This is a genomic window from Bacillus sp. Root920, from assembly GCF_001429445.1.
GTDB lineage: Bacteria > Bacillota > Bacilli > Bacillales > Bacillaceae > Bacillus > Bacillus safensis.
In genome coordinates this window covers 1,057,129-1,074,994 of the sequence record NZ_LMJV01000001.1, presented here as the reverse complement: position 1 = coordinate 1,074,994, position 17,866 = coordinate 1,057,129, and the positions used below count along the sequence as shown (strand labels likewise).

The 17,866-nt window shown below is 41.8% G+C and carries 22 protein-coding genes; 6 read left to right on the top strand and 16 right to left on the bottom strand.

What is annotated here, in order from left to right:
* Positions 1-11: 11 nt before the first annotated feature.
* From ASE42_RS05050 to ASE42_RS05030, 5 genes are all read right to left on the bottom strand, one after another.
* On the bottom strand, positions 12-1,043 hold the full coding sequence (locus ASE42_RS05050; RefSeq protein ID WP_056765923.1) for a nitronate monooxygenase: 1,032 nt from the start codon (positions 1,041-1,043) through the stop codon (positions 12-14).
* 16 nt (positions 1,044-1,059) lie between these two features.
* Positions 1,060-1,461, bottom strand: a complete 402-nt coding sequence (locus tag ASE42_RS05045) for a secondary thiamine-phosphate synthase enzyme YjbQ (RefSeq protein ID WP_039181060.1) — start codon at positions 1,459-1,461, stop codon at positions 1,060-1,062.
* A 113-nt stretch (positions 1,462-1,574) separates the two neighbouring features.
* Positions 1,575-2,867, bottom strand: a complete 1,293-nt coding sequence (locus ASE42_RS05040; RefSeq protein ID WP_024423287.1) for a hemolysin family protein — start codon at positions 2,865-2,867, stop codon at positions 1,575-1,577.
* 49 nt (positions 2,868-2,916) lie between these two features.
* Positions 2,917-3,591: a zinc metallopeptidase gene (locus ASE42_RS05035; RefSeq protein WP_024423288.1), complete on the bottom strand. Its 675-nt coding sequence runs from the start codon at positions 3,589-3,591 to the stop codon at positions 2,917-2,919.
* A gap of 81 nt (positions 3,592-3,672) precedes the next feature.
* The gene (locus tag ASE42_RS05030) at positions 3,673-3,897 is read right to left on the bottom strand and encodes a hypothetical protein (protein ID WP_041107610.1); all 225 of its coding nucleotides are present in this window, start codon (positions 3,895-3,897) and stop codon (positions 3,673-3,675) included.
* Between the two features lie 126 nt (positions 3,898-4,023).
* Here ASE42_RS05030 and ASE42_RS05025 point away from each other — a divergent pair, with 126 nt between their 5' ends.
* Positions 4,024-5,010, top strand: a complete 987-nt coding sequence (locus ASE42_RS05025) for a potassium channel family protein (protein WP_056765921.1) — start codon at positions 4,024-4,026, stop codon at positions 5,008-5,010.
* Here the strand turns inward: ASE42_RS05025 and ASE42_RS05020 are convergent.
* The 5 genes from ASE42_RS05020 to ASE42_RS05000 all read right to left on the bottom strand — a co-directional run bounded on the left by ASE42_RS05020 (position 5,007) and on the right by ASE42_RS05000 (position 9,707).
* Positions 5,007-5,408 (bottom strand): YugN-like family protein, encoded by a 402-nt coding sequence (locus tag ASE42_RS05020; RefSeq protein WP_024423291.1) that lies wholly within the window; start codon positions 5,406-5,408, stop codon positions 5,007-5,009. The two genes, ASE42_RS05025 and ASE42_RS05020, sit on opposite strands and share 4 nt — an antisense overlap.
* A gap of 44 nt (positions 5,409-5,452) precedes the next feature.
* A complete protein-coding gene (locus ASE42_RS05015; RefSeq protein WP_226015519.1) occupies positions 5,453-5,656 on the bottom strand; it encodes a spore germination protein in 204 nt (67 codons plus the stop codon).
* 111 nt (positions 5,657-5,767) lie between these two features.
* Complete coding sequence (locus tag ASE42_RS05010) at positions 5,768-7,123, bottom strand: glucose-6-phosphate isomerase (protein ID WP_041107612.1); 1,356 nt, start codon at positions 7,121-7,123, stop codon at positions 5,768-5,770.
* 126 nt (positions 7,124-7,249) lie between these two features.
* On the bottom strand, positions 7,250-8,422 hold the full coding sequence (locus ASE42_RS05005; protein WP_024423294.1) for an iron-containing alcohol dehydrogenase: 1,173 nt from the start codon (positions 8,420-8,422) through the stop codon (positions 7,250-7,252).
* A gap of 121 nt (positions 8,423-8,543) precedes the next feature.
* Positions 8,544-9,707, bottom strand: coding sequence for an iron-containing alcohol dehydrogenase (locus ASE42_RS05000; protein ID WP_034622115.1), 1,164 nt, complete (start codon positions 9,705-9,707; stop codon positions 8,544-8,546).
* A 144-nt stretch (positions 9,708-9,851) separates the two neighbouring features.
* On the opposite strand from ASE42_RS05000, the gene ASE42_RS04995 reads away from it, so the two are divergent.
* Entirely contained in the window at positions 9,852-10,088 is a 237-nt protein-coding gene (locus tag ASE42_RS04995) for a DUF378 domain-containing protein (protein ID WP_003212952.1), read from the top strand.
* A 245-nt stretch (positions 10,089-10,333) separates the two neighbouring features.
* Here the strand turns inward: ASE42_RS04995 and yugI are convergent, their stop codons facing one another.
* From yugI to ASE42_RS04980, 3 genes are all read right to left on the bottom strand, one after another.
* Positions 10,334-10,726 (bottom strand): S1 domain-containing post-transcriptional regulator GSP13, encoded by a 393-nt coding sequence (yugI, locus tag ASE42_RS04990; RefSeq protein ID WP_008345795.1) that lies wholly within the window; start codon positions 10,724-10,726, stop codon positions 10,334-10,336.
* A gap of 198 nt (positions 10,727-10,924) precedes the next feature.
* Complete coding sequence (locus tag ASE42_RS04985) at positions 10,925-12,118, bottom strand: aminotransferase (RefSeq protein WP_056765919.1); 1,194 nt, start codon at positions 12,116-12,118, stop codon at positions 10,925-10,927.
* Positions 12,119-12,619: an Lrp/AsnC family transcriptional regulator gene (locus tag ASE42_RS04980; RefSeq protein ID WP_003213765.1), complete on the bottom strand. Its 501-nt coding sequence runs from the start codon at positions 12,617-12,619 to the stop codon at positions 12,119-12,121.
* A gap of 175 nt (positions 12,620-12,794) precedes the next feature.
* Between ASE42_RS04980 and ASE42_RS04975 the strand changes: the two genes are divergently transcribed.
* On the top strand, positions 12,795-13,619 hold the full coding sequence (locus tag ASE42_RS04975) for an alpha/beta fold hydrolase (protein ID WP_041107616.1): 825 nt from the start codon (positions 12,795-12,797) through the stop codon (positions 13,617-13,619).
* Here ASE42_RS04975 and ASE42_RS04970 read toward each other — a convergent pair.
* Entirely contained in the window at positions 13,616-13,876 is a 261-nt protein-coding gene (locus ASE42_RS04970; protein ID WP_041107617.1) for a YugE family protein, read from the bottom strand. The genes ASE42_RS04975 and ASE42_RS04970 overlap by 4 nt on opposite strands.
* Positions 13,877-13,959: 83 nt before the next feature.
* Here ASE42_RS04970 and ASE42_RS04965 point away from each other — a divergent pair, with 83 nt between their 5' ends.
* The gene (locus ASE42_RS04965) at positions 13,960-15,135 is read left to right on the top strand and encodes a MalY/PatB family protein (RefSeq protein WP_056765917.1); all 1,176 of its coding nucleotides are present in this window, start codon (positions 13,960-13,962) and stop codon (positions 15,133-15,135) included.
* Between the two features lie 133 nt (positions 15,136-15,268).
* Complete coding sequence (locus ASE42_RS04960) at positions 15,269-16,561, top strand: sensor histidine kinase (RefSeq protein ID WP_041107619.1); 1,293 nt, start codon at positions 15,269-15,271, stop codon at positions 16,559-16,561.
* On the opposite strand, the gene ASE42_RS19040 is transcribed toward ASE42_RS04960, so the two are convergent.
* Positions 16,562-16,738 carry a hypothetical protein gene (locus tag ASE42_RS19040; protein ID WP_162860193.1) on the bottom strand — a complete coding sequence of 59 codons (177 nt, stop codon included), beginning with the start codon at positions 16,736-16,738 and terminating at the stop codon, positions 16,562-16,564. It lies immediately after the preceding gene.
* Between the two features lie 91 nt (positions 16,739-16,829).
* On the opposite strand from ASE42_RS19040, the gene ASE42_RS04955 reads away from it, so the two are divergent.
* A complete protein-coding gene (locus ASE42_RS04955) occupies positions 16,830-17,222 on the top strand; it encodes a kinase-associated lipoprotein B (protein ID WP_056765914.1) in 393 nt (130 codons plus the stop codon).
* Here ASE42_RS04955 and kapD read toward each other — a convergent pair.
* Positions 17,219-17,836 carry a 3'-5' exonuclease KapD gene (kapD, locus tag ASE42_RS04950; protein ID WP_056765912.1) on the bottom strand — a complete coding sequence of 206 codons (618 nt, stop codon included), beginning with the start codon at positions 17,834-17,836 and terminating at the stop codon, positions 17,219-17,221. The genes ASE42_RS04955 and kapD overlap by 4 nt on opposite strands.
* Positions 17,837-17,866 lie beyond the last annotated feature (30 nt).

Sequence of the window (17,866 nt, the reverse complement as noted above, 5' to 3'; positions counted from 1 at the left end):
CCATCTTGATTTTATGTCTGCGTCAGTTCGTGCATGATGTCTTCAACGCTTAAAATCGAGTGAATACGTCCAACCCCCTGTCCTGCCCACAGAGCCATTTGATCAGGGTTACCGCCGGCAGCAGCTGCTTTTCGCATCGGTGTTGTGCATACATGCTGAACCGGATAAGGAAGAACCCGATCTTCATGCAGGCTTTCATCCTCCATCCACTGATTCACAATACCTCTCGCTCTTTTCCCAGAAAAAAGTCTGGTCACCTTTGTTTCACTGCCTTCTGCCTGTAAAATAGCCTTCTTATATACTTCTGCCGCAGCACTTTCCTTGCTGGCTAAAAACCGTGTACCGATTTGAACCGCATCTGCTCCAAGCGCTAGCGCTGCTTTGACTCCTGATCGGTCCGTGATGCCTCCGGCGGCAATCAAAGGCACGCGGCAGACCGGTTTGACATCTGAGATCAGGCTGATGAGTCCCAGCAGAGCGTCTCCTTTTGCACGTAAAAATGTGCCGCGGTGTCCCCCTGCTTCACTTCCTTGCAGAACAATGGCATCCATTCCTTTTTCCTCTAGAAGCAGTGCTTCCTCTTTTGTTGTGGCCGTTCCGATTAAAAAGATTCCCTTTTGTTTTAAGCGGTGAATCGTTTGTTCTTTTGGACAGGCAAATGTAAAGGAAACAATCGGAACGTCTTCTTCCAGAAGAATGTTGATTTTTTGTTCAAAATCATCCCACAATTCTTCTTCGCTTGGCATCCTATGAGCTTCGGGCCATACAGGCAGTTTCCTCTCCCAAAACGCCACATCCTCTTTTTTCACATCTGGAATTGGCTCTGGTACAAACACATTGACCTGAAACAGGTGAGTTGTCAGCTGTTTGACCTGTCTAATCTGCTGTCTCAAATCGTCAGGCTGCACATATCCACTTGCCAAACTGCCAAGCCCTCCGTAATTTGAAACAGCGGCTGCCAGCTGCGGTGTCACAGCTCCTCCTGCCATTGGCGCTTGGATGATTCCATGTTCGATTTGCAGTAACTTTTTGATATCCCACATTTATTTCCCCCATCTCTTACTCGTTTGACGACACTTGTACATAAAAATGACGATGCCTCGGCCCGTCAAACTCACAGAAATAGATTCCCTGCCACGTGCCAAGCACAAGATCTCCATCATGAATGAGAACATGCTGAGACGCCCCCATATAACTCGCTTTCATATGTGCTGCCGTATTTCCTTCCATATGGCGATCCTTTGGATGTTCCCACGGAAAAACTTCATCAAGCCGGCGAAGCATATCCCGTTTCACATCTGGATCCGCATTTTCATTAATGGTGATCCCGGCTGTCGTATGTGGACAATAGACGATGACAGTTCCGTTTTGTATGCCTGTTTCCCTGACATATTGGAGAACCTCATGTGTGACGTCGATCATGTCATCGCGTCTGTCTGTTTGTACATTGATTTTTTTCATATGAGCTGCTCCTTTTTCACGTTTCTATCAAAACCATACCCTTTTTATGTGAAACAAATCTTCTTATCTAAAGTTTACCAAGCAAAAAAACCTCGTCAAGCAATGCGAGGTTTTTAAGAAAAGTGAACCTTTTTGACTTCAATGGTTCGAATATGGTGGTCTTCAGCATCAATGATCGTAAATTCACAGCCTTCTGCTTCAATCGTATCTCCAATGTCAAAATCAAATTTATGCGTCATCATCCAGCCTGCAATTGTATCTACATCATCATTCTCAATGGCTAAATCCAATAAATCATTTACTTCATCAATCAATGCTTTCCCATCCATCACATAATGGAAATCACCTTTTTTAACGATGTGAGGTGTTTCATCCTGATCATATTCGTCTCGAATCTCTCCGACAATTTCCTCTAATATGTCCTCCACTGTGACAAGTCCCGCTGTACCTCCGTATTCGTCTACGAGCACTGACATATGAATCCGTTCCTTTTGCATCAAAATGAGCAATTCTTGAACAGGGGTGCTTTCAATCACTCGGATCACCGGACGCATTAAGTCTTCAATCGATACATCTTGATTTAGGAAGCTCGCCTTAAATACATCTTTGCTATTAATAACACCAATCACATGATCTTTGTCTTCTTTAATAACAGGGTAGCGTGTGTACCTTTCGTTCAGCATATAATGGGTCACGTCTTCTAAGGTCTGTTCAATCTCTATAGCTGAAATTTCTGTACGCGGAATCATGATCTCTCTTGCCACTCGGTTATCAAATTCAAAGATTTTATTCACATATTTGTACTCAGATTGGTTAATCTCACCCTTCTCATAGCTTTCAGATAAAATGAGACGCAATTCTTCCTCACTGATCGCCACTTCATGTTCTTTGACAGAATGATAACCAAATAATTTCACGATGCTTCGTGCAGCCCCATTTAATGCCTTAATAAACGGGTACATGACTTTATAGAAAAAGATGAGTGGTTTTGCTGTCACAAGGCTGACCGCCTCTGCCTTTTGAATGGCAATTGTTTTAGGCGCGAGTTCTCCCACAACGACATGTAAAAATGTAATGATCACAAACGCGATGATAAACGAAAGGATGTCAGTCAATGCAGAATGAAGCCCGATTTTTTCAAACAGCGGATGCAGAAAATGCTCTACCGTCGGCTCACCCAGCCACCCTAGACCTAAAGCCGTGATGGTAATGCCAAGTTGGCAGGCGGATAAATATTCGTCGAGATTTGATATCAGCTTTTGAACATGGATGGCTCTCTTATCCCCGCTTTCGATCAGCTGGTTGATTTTAGAGCCTCTAATTTTCACAATCGCAAATTCAGTGACAACAAAAAATGCTGTCGCAGCAATGAGTAATATGACTAAAAATACGTTTAAAATATACAAAAAAAACCCTTACCTAACACTGGTAAGGGCTCACCTCCTCTGGCATCAATTAATCATTACGGCCATTTAGGAAGATCATTACAAAACGGAGCAATTCAAACAGGGAGACAAGGGCCGCTGCTACGTATGTCAGAGCTGCAGCATTTAACACCTTGTTCACGCCTCTTTCTTCACTGCTTCTAATGATTCCTTCTGAAACAATGATATCTTTTGCACGAGAACTTGCATTAAACTCGACAGGCAATGTCACAAGCTGAAAGAATACAGCTGCTGAGAACAAAATAATCCCAAGCCCAATTAAGTTAAGGCTGCTGAGCAAAATTCCACCTAGGAAAAGAAGCGGAGCAACACCAGATGCAAAGTTCACGACAGGAAAGATCTTATGTCTCAAAACAAGCGCACCATAGGATTCCTGATGCTGCAAGGCATGTCCAACCTCGTGTGATGCGACTGAAATGGCCGAAATGGAGTGGCCGTAGTACACAGGTTCAGATAAACGAACCACACGCTGCGTCGGGTCGTAATGATCAGTCAAAGTTCCTCTTACCGGTTCAACGGGCACGTCATATAACCCGTTGCGATCTAAAATATATCGAGCGGTTTCAGCACCTGTTTTCATACTGGATGCTTCCACCTTTGAATACTTTTCAAAATTATTCTTCACTTTAAATTGTGCCCAAAATGATAAACCCAATGCGGCAAATGTTAAAAAATAAAAAAACAGCATGCTCATCAGCTTCCTTTTTATTTTATATATTTATTTACAATTTTAATGACTTTTATGTACCATGTACAGCAAAAAGCACTAGGTCTTTTTTAGGGGAATAACCGCACCAATGAAAAAGAAGAACACACCTAAGCAAGCTGTATAAAAGGTCCCTGTACCATAAAGGTCTTGAAAAAAATGCAGCCATGAAAAATCATTCATAAAATGATTCACAGCATTTAAATCAAACACGAGTAAGATGACAGCTGATGATAAAAAGTGCGCGCCAATAAAAAGAAGTACGGTCTTTTGAACAAACGACATTCGAATTCCCTCCTTCTTCTCCCTTATTTTAAGATATGGGTTCTATTTCAATACATGACGAAGATGAAAAAATGTTTCCTCAATCGGGCATACTGACATTAGCAGTCTCCTGAAAGGAAGAGTCCGATGAAATCAAACCGTATCTTTATCGCTTGGCTAAGGTGGCCACTTTATCTTCGAATTGCCATTATCATCTGTTTCTTGCTTCTCTTTTTTGGACAATTAATCGTTTTACTTGAACCGAAGCAGTATCATACGATCTTTGATGGGATCTGGTGGGCACTCATTACAGTCTCTACGGTTGGCTACGGTGATTTTGTGCCGCAAACCATGCCAGGGCAGGTGGCAGGTATGGCGCTCATTTTTATCGGAGCCAGCTTTGTCACCGCTTATTTCGCCACACTTGCCGCCGCTGTGTTCAGCAAGCAGCACCATTATGTTGAGGGCAAGGTAGCCTTTAAGGGGAAAGGACACCTCATTATCGTCGGCTGGAATGAGAAAACGAACAAACTGCTTCAGTCGTTTCAAACGATTGATCCAGCCATGCCGATTGTGCTGATTGATGACTCCTTGAAAGAAGGGCCTCTTTTGGAAAATGTTCATTTTATTAAAGGACATGGGACTGAAGATGTCACACTGCGTAAAGCCAACATTACCGGTGCAGATGCAATCATGATTACCGCGGATCAGCATGAAAATGAAGTGACAGCCGATATGCAGAGTGTTTTAACCTTACTTGCAGCAAAAGGATTAAACCCTTCGCTATATTGTTTAATTGAAATCTTAACAGATCGTTACGTGAAAAATGCCGAACGTGCTGGTGCCAACCAAGTCATTCATACCTCTGATGCTGTCAATCATTTAATGGTTGAACATTTTCTGATAAAGGAACAGCTTACGGCGTTTAAGAAAAAACAACATATGACGCTGCATAAACACGTCACCATCATACCTGTACCAGCTTCATTAGCCGGAGAAACCTTCTTAACAGCGCTCCATCATTTTTTAGAGCATCATGTGATCATCGTCGGCGTACAAAAAAAAGAAGGACCCATGATGAATCCTCCCTTTGGCTATGAGCTTCATCCAGAGGATGAACTGATCAGCCTTTAAAGCAGTGCGTCTTCCAATTCCTTGACGAGCGAAAAACCAATCTCAGCATAAGCCTTTGATACATCCCCATCTTTCTCTTTTGGTTCTTGGAATTGGTTAAAGGATGCGCCCACATTTCCAACCATCGCATGATCATCTAACTTGTCTTGATATACATGCTTTAAGAGAAATGGATGTCCCATTTTCACCACAACACCTGGCTGATCGAGCTGGCCTTTCTCGGCTGTAAAAGGAACTCTGAGAAAGGTATAGCCATCACGGTTATCAATTTTATAATCAAAATACCCGTGATCATAATCCCAGTTCCCATTAATGACATAACCGAGCGGCTTCATCGTTTCTTCTAAATGGTAAAGTGAAAAGCTTTCACCAGGCAGCCTGGATGGTACATGAATCATACGAACCCCTCCTTTTTTTATTAGGGTTCGTTAAAGAGAGGAATTCATACATTTCCTCTCGCGATTTGGACATTGTTTGTAAACGCGGCATCAAATAAGCTTTGATTGGTTGATTGATTCGTCTCGTTATCACTGCCGGAACCTGCTGTTTCCTTCGTAGCACTCTTAGAACAAATGCGTCCGACATTGCCAAAGTTCACGATCGCCTGACCAGAAATATCATGAATATAAATATGATTCGTCCTCATTTTTCACCCTCCTCCATTCATTATTCTATGTACAGAACATAGGAAAGCTTGCACAGGAATCTGTAGAAAACAAAAAAGGCACACCTTTATGAAAAGGTGTGCTTTTTGTTCTTATGATTGTTTTAAACGGCTTTCAAGCTCTGCTTTTTTCTCTTCGAAGCCTGGTTTTCCTAGTAAAGCAAACATATTTACTTTATAAGCTTCTACTCCAGGCTGATCAAATGGATTGACGCCTAGTAAATATCCAGACATCGCACATGCTTTCTCAAAGAAGTACACGAGGTATCCGAATGTATAAGCATCCATCTCAGGAATTGTCACGATAAGGTTCGGTACTTTTCCATCTGTATGGGCAAGCATCGTTCCTTCAAATGCTTTTTTATTGACGAAATCAACCGTTTTTCCTGCTAGATAGTTCAAGCCATCAAGGTCTTGTTCTTCTGCTTCAATTACAAGCTCATGTCGAGGCTTGTCTACACTCACGATTGTTTCAAACAAGTCTCTTCTTCCTTCTTGAACATATTGGCCAAGTGAATGAAGATCTGTTGAGAAGTTAGCAGATGAAGGATAGATTCCTTTTTCATCTTTCCCTTCACTTTCACCGAATAATTGCTTCCACCATTCTGCGAAATATTGCAGGCCTGGCTCATAGTTAATCAGCATTTCAATTGTTCTGCCTTTATTGTAAAGGACATTGCGGACGACAGCATATTGGTAAGCTGCATTTTCAGAAAGCTCAGATGAAGCGAAATCTTCGCTTGCTTTTGCCGCACCTTCCATCATCTGATCAATGTCTGCACCGCTCACAGCAATTGGCAAAAGACCGACTGCTGTTAATACAGAATAGCGTCCACCAACATCATCAGGGATGATAAATGATTCGTAGCCTTCTTCAGTTGCTAATGTTTTAAGTGCACCGCGTGCCTTGTCAGTTGTCGCATAAATACGTTTTTTCGCTTCTTCAGCACCGTATTTTTCAATAAGGAGCTTTTTAAAGATGCGGAACGCAATGGCTGGCTCTGTTGTTGTACCAGATTTTGAAATCACGTTAATGGAGAAATCTGCATCTTCCAATAGATCCATCACATCTGTTAAATAGGAAGAACTGATGTTGTTTCCAATAAAAATGATTTGCGGTGTCTTGCGCTTGCCTTTTGGCAAAGTGTTATAGAAAGAATGGTTCAAAAATTCAATCGCCGCACGTGCACCTAGATATGACCCGCCGATTCCGACAACGAGCAGGACGTCAGAGTCAGACTTAATTTTGTCTGCACTTTTTTTAATGCGGGCAAACTCTTCACGGTCGTATTGCTTCGGCAAGTCCACCCAGCCTAAATAGTCACTGCCTGCACCCGTTTGTTCATGAATATTATGATGGGCTACCTTCACAAAATCTTTTAAATATGTAAGCTCATGTTCTTGAAAGAAAGGTAACGCTTTCGAGTAGTCAAATTGAATATGTGTCATCGCTTGTAAGCCCTCCATTACGTTAGTTCTGTCCCTTTCACTTTAGCGGAACTAGCTATTGAAATCAAGTGATCGTCACTGGCATAGCAAAAAGCCGCTTTTCTGGATGAAAAGCGGCAATCTGGATTATAAAGAAGCTTTCAAAATCGCTAGAATATCATCACGGTTAAGTTTCATAAAGTTTCCAAAACCACCGTATTCCATTTCTTTTGCTGCAATGTCGGCAATTTTGTCCAGCTGATCCTCACCAATGTCATAATCAGCTAAACGGCTTGGTGCACCAAGGCTTGTCCAGAAAGCTGACAGTTTGTCGATTCCTTCTAATGCGATGTCACGATCTGATTTTCCTTCTGTTTCGATGTCAAACATGTTCAGCATAAGGTTTTTAAAGCGTTCCACATTATGATCGAGCGTGTGGCGCATCCAGTTTGGGAAGAGAATAGCAAGCCCGCCTGCATGCGGAATGTCATAGACAGCCGATACAGCATGCTCAATCGTATGGGACGCCCAGTCGCCAAAGTAACCCATTTGCAGCGTGCCATTTAAAGCAATCGTTCCTGCATAGAGAATCGTCTCACGATGCTCATAGTTTTGTAAGTCTTCCAGCAGTTTTGGTGCTGTCTCGATGACCGTTTGAAGAACAGCAAAACACATCCGGTCCTGTAAAGGCGTGTTTTTTACATTATGGAAGTATTGCTCAAAAACGTGGCTCATCATATCGACCATACCATACACTGTCTGGTTTTCTGGCACAGAATACGTATGCTCAGGGTCTAGAATTGAAAAAGCAGGGTGAGTGACAGAGCTGCCCCACACATATTTTTCATTCGTTTCCCAGTTTGTGATGACAGAGTCTGGGTTCATTTCTGAACCAGTTGCTGCAAGTGTCAGCACTGTGCCAAACGGCAGCGCTTTTTGAGCGGTTGTTTTCTTTGAAATAATATCCCACACATCACCGTCATACTCTGCTCCGGCTGCAATCGCTTTTGTACAGTCGATCACACTTCCGCCGCCAACGGCTAATAAGAAATCAATGTTCTCCTTTTGGCAGATATCGATTCCCTTCTTCACTGTTGTGAGGCGCGGGTTTGGTTCAACGCCAGACAGCTCAAATACTTCAGCATCTGCTTCTTTTAACGCACTGATGACTTTGTCATAAAGACCATTTTTCTTAATGCTGCCGCCGCCATATACAAGTAACACTCGTTTTCCATAACGAGCGAGTTCGCTTTTGAGTCCTTCTAGCTGTCCTTTTCCAAACATCAATTTAGTTGGATTATAGTAAATAAAATTCTCCATCTGTTGAAACATCTCCTTACAACGAATATATCCAAAAACATGAAAGACTACTGTAACATATGTACACGATGAACTCAAAAAAAGATAACTGCTCGCAAGCAGCTATCCCTTTGTTGTTCAATTATAAAGAAGCGTTCAAAATGGCTAAAACATCTTCTTTGTTCAGCTTTTTAAACTGACCAAATTCACCGCGTGCCATTGCACGGTCTGCAATTAAATCAATTTTCTCATCGTTGATGTCATAATCCGCCAAACGGCTTGGTGCACCAAGACTTGTCCAGAAAGCTGACAGCTTGTCGATTCCTTCTAAGCCAACTTCTTCGTCTGTTTTGCCCGCAGGATCTACATCGAATACACGCACCGCTAATTGTTTAAAACGGCCTGGGTTTTCTTGAATCACATGTTTCATCCAGTTCGGGAACAAGATCGCAAGACCGCCTGCATGAGGAATATCATAGACAGCAGATACTGCATGCTCAATGTTATGAGATGCCCAGTCACCACGTGCCCCCATTGAAAGCATGCCATTAAGTGCAATTGTGCCAGTGAATAAAATCGTTTCACGCAGCTCGTAGTTCTCTAGATCGTTGATCAGCTTCGGTGCCGTTTCAATGACAGTGCGAAGAAGTCCTTCACACATACGATCTTGATAAGGTGTATTTTCTGTGTGATGGAAATATTGTTCGAACACATGTGACATCATGTCAACCATGCCATAAATCGTATGATTTTTAGGCACAGTGAATGTGTTAACTGGATCAAGAATAGAGAATTTCGGGAAAACTGCTGGACTTCCCCAGCCATACTTCTCATTTGTTTCCCAGTTTGTGATAACTGATCCTGAGTTCATTTCAGAGCCTGTTGCGGCAAGTGTTAACACAGTACCGAACGGAATAGCTTCCATTGGGACGTGTTTGCGTGTCACGATATCCCAAGCATCTCCATCGTACTTCGCACCAGCTGCGATTGCTTTTGTGGCATCAATGACACTACCGCCGCCAACTGCCAAAATAAAGTCAACGTTGTTTTCTTTGCAAAGCTCTACCCCTTTTCTTACTGTTGTTAAGCGCGGGTTAGGCTCTACACCAGCAAGTTCAGTGATTGCAGCTCCTGATTCTTTTAGGATGCTGACAACTTGGTCATAAAGGCCGTTTCGTTTAATACTGCCTCCACCATATACAAGTAATACGTTTTTTCCGTAGTGTTTGAGTTCATCTGAAAGGGCTGATACTTCTCCCTTTCCAAAAATTAATTTCGTTGGGTTCCAATAAGTAAATCGATCCATATGATCTCCTCCTCGCGCTACATTATGCGCCTCAATCATTCCAAAAGTAAAGTAATTTGCTTTCATCCATTTTCTTACGCATAGTTTGGCTAAAAATCTGCAAAATATAAATGTATTGATGCTGTAGCGAAAGGAGGAATCACGATGAGTGCTATTCAGCGTATTGCCCTCGTGCTCACGATTATCGGTGCTATTAACTGGGGACTAATCGGCTTTTTTCAATTTGACTTAGTAGCAGCGATCTTTGGCGGACAAGGTTCTGCATTATCACGTATTATTTATGGTCTTGTTGGAATTGCAGGTCTTGTCAACCTTGGTCTGTTGTTCAAACCAAGCGAAGAAGCTGTTCGCCGTGACGAGCCGAACCCAGAAGTTCGTTAAATAAAAGGACATAAAAAAGGCTGCCTACATGAGGCAGCCTAAGGCGTGTAGACAAACCCTCGCATTCTTTGTCAGGTCTGCGCGCTGGTGCTCACGAATTCTAAATTCGCTCCGCAAAAGTAGCAGCCATTCCTAGACTTCAAAGGTTTTCTATCACGCTGAAAAAAAAGACAAAGGGCTAAAATAAAGATCATTTTAGCCCTTTGTCAACAATCTAAGGCACCGTTTGAAGCGGTGCTTTTTTATTATTTCTTGATAAGGTCTTTACGGTTTGATTGCTCAATCCACTCTTCAAGTTTATCTTTAAGCGTATTGAAACCTTGTGGTGCAGCAGCTTCTTCTTTCACTTGCTGTGGTCTTTGTTTCTTTGGTTTGCTTTCTTTTCTTTCAGGTGCTTCTTGTGTCGCACGGATAGAAAGGCTGATTTTACCTGCATTTTCATCAACAGAAAGAACTTTTACTTGTACTTCGTCACCAATTGAAAGGTGCTCGTTGATGTCTTTTACAAAGCCATGTGTTACTTCAGAAATATGCACAAGTCCTTGAGTTTCTTCATCTAATGCAACAAACGCACCATACGCTTGTAATCCTGTTACTTTACCAGTGTAAACACTGCCTACTTCAAACTTTGTCGCCATGATAACAACTCCTAAATAAATGTTTTAATATTCGTTTATACGCAATTAAAAACTATATCACAGAACGGGCAGTTACGCAAAATATTTTTTAAATGGGTTTAGATGAGAACAAAAGGGGGAATACCTGAAAACAAGAATGCTTTCTAGTATTCCCCCCTAATTTGTGAGGCATGAGTCCGTTTGGATTGATGCCTTTTTTTATTTTAAAATGGCTGATGCTTCTTCCTTCACTTGTCGAGCCTGCAAAAAGCGCTGAATTCTTGAAAGTGATTCCTGAAGATGATCAAGTGACGAAGCATATGAACAGCGGATATGACCCTCACCGCTCGGTCCGAATACATTCCCAGGAACAACAGCGACTTTTTCACTTAGGAGCAGCTCCTCAGCAAATTGTTCTGAAGTCATGCCTGTGCTTTTAATCGATGGGAACGCGTAAAACGCTCCGTTTGGCTGATGGCATGTAAGTCCTAGTTCATTTAAGGAGCCGACAAACAAATTACGGCGTCTTCTGTAGCTTTTCTTCATTTTCTCTACATCTTCAAGCCCATTTTTTAATGCTTCTTCTGCCGCATATTGTGCCATCGCCGGTGCGCACATCATAGAATATTGATGTATTTTCAGCATGGCATCCCGCAGTACAGGTGGTGCCGCCACATATCCTAAACGCCAGCCCGTCATGGCAAACCCTTTAGAAAAGCCTGAAATCAAGATCGTTCTTTCCTTCATATCTTGAATAGCCGCGACGCTTGTAAAAGCTTCATCGTACGTCAGCTCTGCATAAATCTCATCCGTAATAATAAGCAGGTCATGCTCTTTCGCAAATTGAGCAATATCTTCAAGCTCTTCCTTTGAATAAACAGACCCAGTCGGATTTGATGGCGAGCAAAGCAAAATAGCTTTTGTCTTCGGCGTCAGCTTTGTGTGAAGATCAGCAGAATCTGCTTTGAAATCTTTTTCAGCGGTTGTACTTAAATAGACAGGCACTCCGCCTGCTAGTGTTGTAAGTGCCCCGTATGCTACGAAACAAGGCTCTGGAATGATTACTTCATCTCCGCTGTTTAAAATCGCACGAAAGGCCAAATCAAGTGCCTGGCTTCCGCCAACCGTGATAATGAGTTCTTCTTCTGGACTGTAATCAATGTGAAACCGCTTATATAAATAGTGGCTCAGTTCTTTTCGCAAAGAAATTAAACCGGCATTCGCCGTATAAGAGGTCAGTCCCTGTTCTAATGACATAATACTTGCTTCTCTGACATTCCAAGCTGTCACGAAATCCGGCTCACCGACACCAAGGGAGATAACCCCTTCCATTGTGGCAGCCAAATCAAAGAATTTCCGAATACCTGACGGCTGAATGCTTTGTACCGTTTCAGATAAATAAGACTTTTTCATTTAAGGAGACACCACGATTCTTTTGTCATCGTCTCCTGTTTCAAACACTTTCCCATCATGTTTATATCTTTTCAAAATAAAGTGGGTAGTTGTTGAAACAACGGAATCAAGTGTCGATAATTTTTCAGATACGAAGCGGGCAATATCAGACATTGATCTTCCGCGGATCACAACGGAAAGATCGTAAACACCTGACATGAGATAGACAGACTCCACTTCCTGAAACCGATAAATCCGTTCAGCAATTTCATCAAATCCGACGCCTCTTTTTGGTGTCACTTTTACATCAATCATTGCTGTAACGCCTTCATGACCATCCACTTTTCGCCAGTCAATCATGGTTGAATAATCAATAATAACTTTTTGATCTTCAAGTTTTTGAATGATGGCTTCGGCTTCTTCTGTTGTCACGCCTGCCATTTTTGCAATTGTATTTAAATCGGCGCGGCTGTTTTCATCTAAAATCTCTAATATTTCAGTTTCTTTTTCTGTTAGTTTCATTTGATTTCACACCTCAGATTATAAAAGCTAGTTTTAAAAAATCTTCTGAACATTATAGCACGTTTTTCCCATTATGCTAAGCAGGGAAAAGATTCTAATGATAGCTTAAAATCCACTTTTTAGGGTACAATACAGTCACCTAACAGAGAGAGTATCAAGTATCGGAGTGAAGAATGTGGACATTGTGCAGCCAGCTTATATGAAAAGTACATTCGGTTTAGATATCTATTACGAGCACTATCCAAATGAAGGCAAGAAAACATTGATCTTAATTCACGGTCTCTTCTCTTCTACCTTCAGCTATCGAAAGCTCATCCCGCTTCTGAAACAGGACTTCAATTTAATTGCGATTGATCTACCGCCATTTGGACAGTCCGAGAAGTCGAATACGTTTATTTACAGCTATCGCAACATGGGAAAAATTATTATAGAGCTAGCTGGTTATTTACAGATTCAGCATGCAATTCTAGTGGGCCATTCAATGGGTGGACAGATCGCCTTATATGCTGCATCTGAACGGCCGGATCTATTTGAAAAGGCGGTTCTATTGTGCAGCTCAGGCTATTTGAATAAGTCAAAAAGATCACTTGTTTACAGCACATATATTCCTTATTTTTATCTGTATCTAAAAAGAAAGCTTTTAAAGCAGGGCATTATGAAAAATTTAACAGCCGTTGTACATGATCATTCCATCATTGATCAAGAGATGGTCGACGGCTATTTAAAGCCGTTTTCAGATGATCAAATCTTTCGGGGGATATTTCGTTTGATTCGGCACCGGGAAGGAGATTTAACCTCGGACGTTTTAAAGAAAATGGAAACACCCGTGCTGCTCATTTGGGGCGAGGAAGATCGAATCGTTCCCATTCAAATAGGCGAAAGACTGCACAAAGATCTGCCTAATTCGACCTTACATGCATTAAAAAAAACCGGGCACCTCATTCCTGAGGAAAATCCGGTCTTTGTGTCTGATCAAATCGGACATTTCAGCCTGTCTTAGCGTGAACAGGAGCTGCTGTCTCGTATGACAAAAAGCTGATTCGCTGTATGCTGACAGCTCTCTATCGGAAGAAGCTGTTCAAATGAGTGATGGTAGATGGCTTGAATCTCTTTTGCTAAAGATAACGGGTCTTCTGCGTCGTATAATGCACTGATGACGTCAGCAGGCTCCGTTTCATAAAAATCCTCTCCATAATGAAAAGGGTCCCATGCCTTAATAAATTGAATCATCTCTTCTACAGCTTGACTATCTTTCATCGGTATCACCGCTTATAATAAATTTTGTGATGTTTATTTTAGCACAACCAAGAATGGTTGAAAAACAGCTAGAGGTGGGTTTCATGAATTTCGACGAACAAATCATACGTAAAGGTTCAAAATCAGTGAAATGGGATCAAGCAGAGTCTTTGTTCCTGACAACAGATGCCCTCCCGATGTGGGTGGCTGATATGGATTTTAAAGCTCCGCAGGTCGTCCTTGATGCATTGAAAGAGCGATTAGATCACGGTGTATTTGGCTATGCATTTCAAGATCAGGATACGCAGCAGGCAGTCGCTGGCTGGCTCAAAAGAAGACATGGATGGACAATCCAGACAGATGCCGTCACCTTCACACCAGGAATCGTAACGGCACTTAGTTTTGCTGTTCAAGCCTTTACAGCACCGCACGACGAAGTAGTTATACAGTCACCAGTGTATACACCTTTTTATCAAATGATTGAACGAAATGGACGTACAGTCTCAACCAATCCTTTAAAAATAGAAAACAACCGCTATATGATGGATTTTGATGATTTAGAGAAAAAACTGAGCAGACCACAGGCAAAGCTCATGTTCCTTTGCCATCCGCATAATCCGTCCGGAAGAGCATGGTCAAAAGAGGAATTAAAGCGAGTCGGAGACCTATGTGTGAAGCATGGAGTCACAGTCGTTTCAGATGAGATTCACTCGGATTTGATGCTTTACGGGAAGCAGCATGTGCCCTTCGCCAGCCTTTCTGACGACATTGCACATATCACAGTAACGTGTATTGCGCCGAGTAAAACCTTTAATCTAGCGGGGCTCCAGGCATCTGCTATTATCATTTCAGATGAAGAAAAAAGAACCCTTTTCAACAATGAAGTGCAAAGAAACGGACTGTCCAAACTGAATGCCTTTGCGATTCCAGCGATGGAAGCAGCATACCGCCACGGGGATGAGTGGCTCGATGCCCTTGTTCTTTATCTCGAAGGCAATATGAAGACGGCGATGGACTATATCGACGAAAATCTTCCAAATATGCGTTATATGAAACCAGATGCTTCTTATTTATTGTGGCTGGACATTCGGGATTATCAATTCAGTCAAGCGGAATTGAAACGGAATCTGCTGAAAAAAGGGAAAGTGATCCTAGAGCTTGGCCACGTGTACGGACACGAAGGAGACGGCTTTATTCGGATGAATCTCGGCTGTCCTGCTGCAACAGTCAGAGAAGGACTGAAACGTCTCCACCAAGCGTTCACGCTATCAGCTGAATAAGACCTATACGATAGAAAGAACATCCTAACGGGTGTTCTTTTTAAAGAAAAAAACCCTCCTTTTATCATATCTACTTTGTACATGAAATGATATAATGAGAGGAATTACAATTATTTACGAGGAGAGCATTTAAATGGAAATGTTCAAGGATTTTCTGCTCCATGTATCTTTTATTCTATTTCCAATCTTTTTATATCATGCGCTATGGTTAAGCCGGACCCCTGCTCATTTCCCAAAAACGAATAAACTGCTCATCACAGTATTCGCATCCATCTCTTCAGCACTATGTATTATGTATCCAGTTGGTTCGATTTTAGATTTGCAGACTGGGCTTCAATCCATTCCCCTTGTACTTGCTATTTTATACGGAGGATATATGGCGGGGATCGTTGCCATCTTGATAAGCATCATTGTCAAATTCGTGATGTACGGCTCTTTCCTATGGATTGGACTCATCGTTGTCCCAATTTACTTTTTTATCCCATTCCTGTTCTACCGAAAATGGCATCAATATTCGAAGCTAAATAAGCTGTTTTACGGAGTGCTTATCGGTTTATCCAAAGGATTCTTTATTTACATTGGACTGCTTGCGGTCAGCTTAATGGCTTACAGCCCAGCTTTTATTATGCAGCAAAAGCTCCTTGAGTTATTTTTCTCAACTCTTTACTACATATTCTTTCTTGTGCTCAGTATCTATTCCATTGAATTCGTTAAGGAAAATGCGGAAATGAGATCACAGCTTGTCCAGTCAGAAAAACTGACCATTGTAAGTGAACTTGCTGCAAGTGTTGCCCATGAAGTACGCAATCCGCTGACAGTTGTGAGAGGCTTTATTCAATTGCTCTTTTCGAGTGATCATACAAAAGAGCCACCTGCCAATAAAGATTATAAAAATCTCGTTCTGTCCGAGTTAGACCGGGCGCAGGACATTATCACGAGCTATCTTGACATTGCAAAACAAAACTATTATCAAATTGAATCTCTTAATCTCTCTAAATTACTTGAGGAATGTGCATCACTGATGACATCCTATGCGAATTTTAAATCGGTCACGATTCATCAATCCATTGAACCTGACTTATACATTCAAGGTGACGTAACGAAGATCAAGCAAGTCATGATTAATTTAATCAAAAATGCGATAGAAGCGGCTCCTGAACATGAAGGGAAAATTGAACTTTTTGCTTCAAAAGAAAATCATAAAATCTGCCTTTATTTTGTTGATAACGGTGTAGGTATGACAGAAAGTCAGATGAAAAAACTTGGCGAACCCTATTACACCTTGAAAAATAAAGGGACTGGACTTGGGCTGACAGTGACTTTTTCAATTATTGAAAATCACCATGGAACGATTCGTTTCAAAAGCTCGCTGCAGTCTGGAACAACCGTCACCGTGAAATTTCCTGAAGATACAAGAAGAAAATGATTAATCCATTTTTTTTGTTCTTTTTTCATCTATCCGCTCCTGCTTCTTAGACGCACGAACGATGAGACGAAAACAAATAAACGCAGCAATAAAGAAAATCACCGTGGTGATAGCCGCTGGGATGTACTCCCTTTTATCTTCAGGAAAATATAGTAGAAAAAGTACGATGAATGACATCTCGCCATTCCCCCTTTTGCTCGTTTACTTCACTATATTGGCTAAAAGAAATGAAATACCTTCCTATGAGAAGGAAATGGAGGAATTTCACATGACAGACATTCAAATTGGACAAGTTGTGAAAGGTTTTTATAAAACAGGTGTATACGTTGGGGAAGTGACAGCAGTGAAACCATCGACCTATCTCGTTCAAGTAAAAGCCGTTCTGACACATCCCACTCAAGGCGACCTGCATCATCCAAAAGAAGCAGACGTGCCCTTTTTCCAAGAGAGGCGGGCTTTGGCCTATAGAGAACAGACAAATATCCCTCATCATATGGTGAAGCCTTATGATGGCGATATCCCTGATTATGAAGAGTCACTGAAAGAAGCTGTAGATAAATTGAAACAAGCACTCCGTGCGGATAATTCTAAATGGGCTGAAAAATCAAGAGCGTGCCTATCTTCTCTTGAGAAAGATTATTTTCCAGAAGACGTCCGCTAATCAGCCGAATCAAAAAAATGTGAGAAATCGATCAGCTCACCAATTTTGGTTGTTTGCGGATTTTCCACATAGGCTCTGTCTTTTTCAAAAAGGGTGAACAGCTGATAAGTCGTCATGGCATCATCGAGTGCTTTATGATGCTTACCAGCTCCTTCACTGCCGTATTCCTTTGCTGCTTTTCGAAGCCCTGTCAGTGTGCGGTCACCAAAAAAGGTTTTATATTCAAAGGCCAGGTCCCTCAGCTTCCCCTTAAAAGGAAAGGCAATGTGATTGAGCATACAATTTTGCTTCAATACCTTCATGTCCATGTTGCCCCACGTAATAATTTCACAATTCTCTCCCCCATCAAGTGACACGAGCTTCTCGATAAATTCCTCAAATGAAATTCCGCTCTCTACCTCCTCCTGCGTAATTCCGAGGAAAGATTTACAGCGCTTCGTCAGCTTCGGGAACTTTTTCGGTTTGACGTAGCTAGAGAATGTGTCTATGATCGTTTCATCTGCTGCTTTCACTACCCCAGCTTCAATAATTTCAGGAAAAAAATTTTGCGGATGATATTTTCCATCAGGCATCGTAAATTCAAAATCGACCACAAGCACCGTCTTCTGTTCCACCAGTTTCACCTCACTTTTTCGTCAGCTTTT

Bases quoted from the DNA above. Each gene is read 5' to 3' on its own strand.
- ASE42_RS05050 (WP_056765923.1), bottom strand. From the start codon at position 1,043: ATGTGGGATATCAAAAAGTTACTGCAAATCGAACATGGAATCATCCAA.
- ASE42_RS05045 (WP_039181060.1), bottom strand. From the start codon at position 1,461: ATGAAAAAAATCAATGTACAAACAGACAGACGCGATGACATGATCGAC.
- ASE42_RS05030 (WP_041107610.1), bottom strand. From the start codon at position 3,897: ATGTCGTTTGTTCAAAAGACCGTACTTCTTTTTATTGGCGCGCACTTT.
- ASE42_RS05025 (WP_056765921.1), top strand. From the start codon at position 4,024: ATGAAATCAAACCGTATCTTTATCGCTTGGCTAAGGTGGCCACTTTAT.
- ASE42_RS05020 (WP_024423291.1), bottom strand. From the start codon at position 5,408: ATGATTCATGTACCATCCAGGCTGCCTGGTGAAAGCTTTTCACTTTAC.
- ASE42_RS05015 (WP_226015519.1), bottom strand. From the start codon at position 5,656: ATGAGGACGAATCATATTTATATTCATGATATTTCTGGTCAGGCGATC.
- ASE42_RS05010 (WP_041107612.1), bottom strand. From the start codon at position 7,123: ATGACACATATTCAATTTGACTACTCGAAAGCGTTACCTTTCTTTCAA.
- ASE42_RS05005 (WP_024423294.1), bottom strand. From the start codon at position 8,422: ATGGAGAATTTTATTTACTATAATCCAACTAAATTGATGTTTGGAAAA.
- ASE42_RS05000 (WP_034622115.1), bottom strand. From the start codon at position 9,707: ATGGATCGATTTACTTATTGGAACCCAACGAAATTAATTTTTGGAAAG.
- ASE42_RS04995 (WP_003212952.1), top strand. From the start codon at position 9,852: ATGAGTGCTATTCAGCGTATTGCCCTCGTGCTCACGATTATCGGTGCT.
- yugI (WP_008345795.1), bottom strand. From the start codon at position 10,726: ATGGCGACAAAGTTTGAAGTAGGCAGTGTTTACACTGGTAAAGTAACA.
- ASE42_RS04985 (WP_056765919.1), bottom strand. From the start codon at position 12,118: ATGAAAAAGTCTTATTTATCTGAAACGGTACAAAGCATTCAGCCGTCA.
- ASE42_RS04980 (WP_003213765.1), bottom strand. From the start codon at position 12,619: ATGAAACTAACAGAAAAAGAAACTGAAATATTAGAGATTTTAGATGAA.
- ASE42_RS04970 (WP_041107617.1), bottom strand. From the start codon at position 13,876: ATGAAAGATAGTCAAGCTGTAGAAGAGATGATTCAATTTATTAAGGCA.
- ASE42_RS04965 (WP_056765917.1), top strand. From the start codon at position 13,960: ATGAATTTCGACGAACAAATCATACGTAAAGGTTCAAAATCAGTGAAA.
- ASE42_RS04960 (WP_041107619.1), top strand. From the start codon at position 15,269: ATGGAAATGTTCAAGGATTTTCTGCTCCATGTATCTTTTATTCTATTT.
- ASE42_RS19040 (WP_162860193.1), bottom strand. From the start codon at position 16,738: ATGTCATTCATCGTACTTTTTCTACTATATTTTCCTGAAGATAAAAGG.
- ASE42_RS04955 (WP_056765914.1), top strand. From the start codon at position 16,830: ATGACAGACATTCAAATTGGACAAGTTGTGAAAGGTTTTTATAAAACA.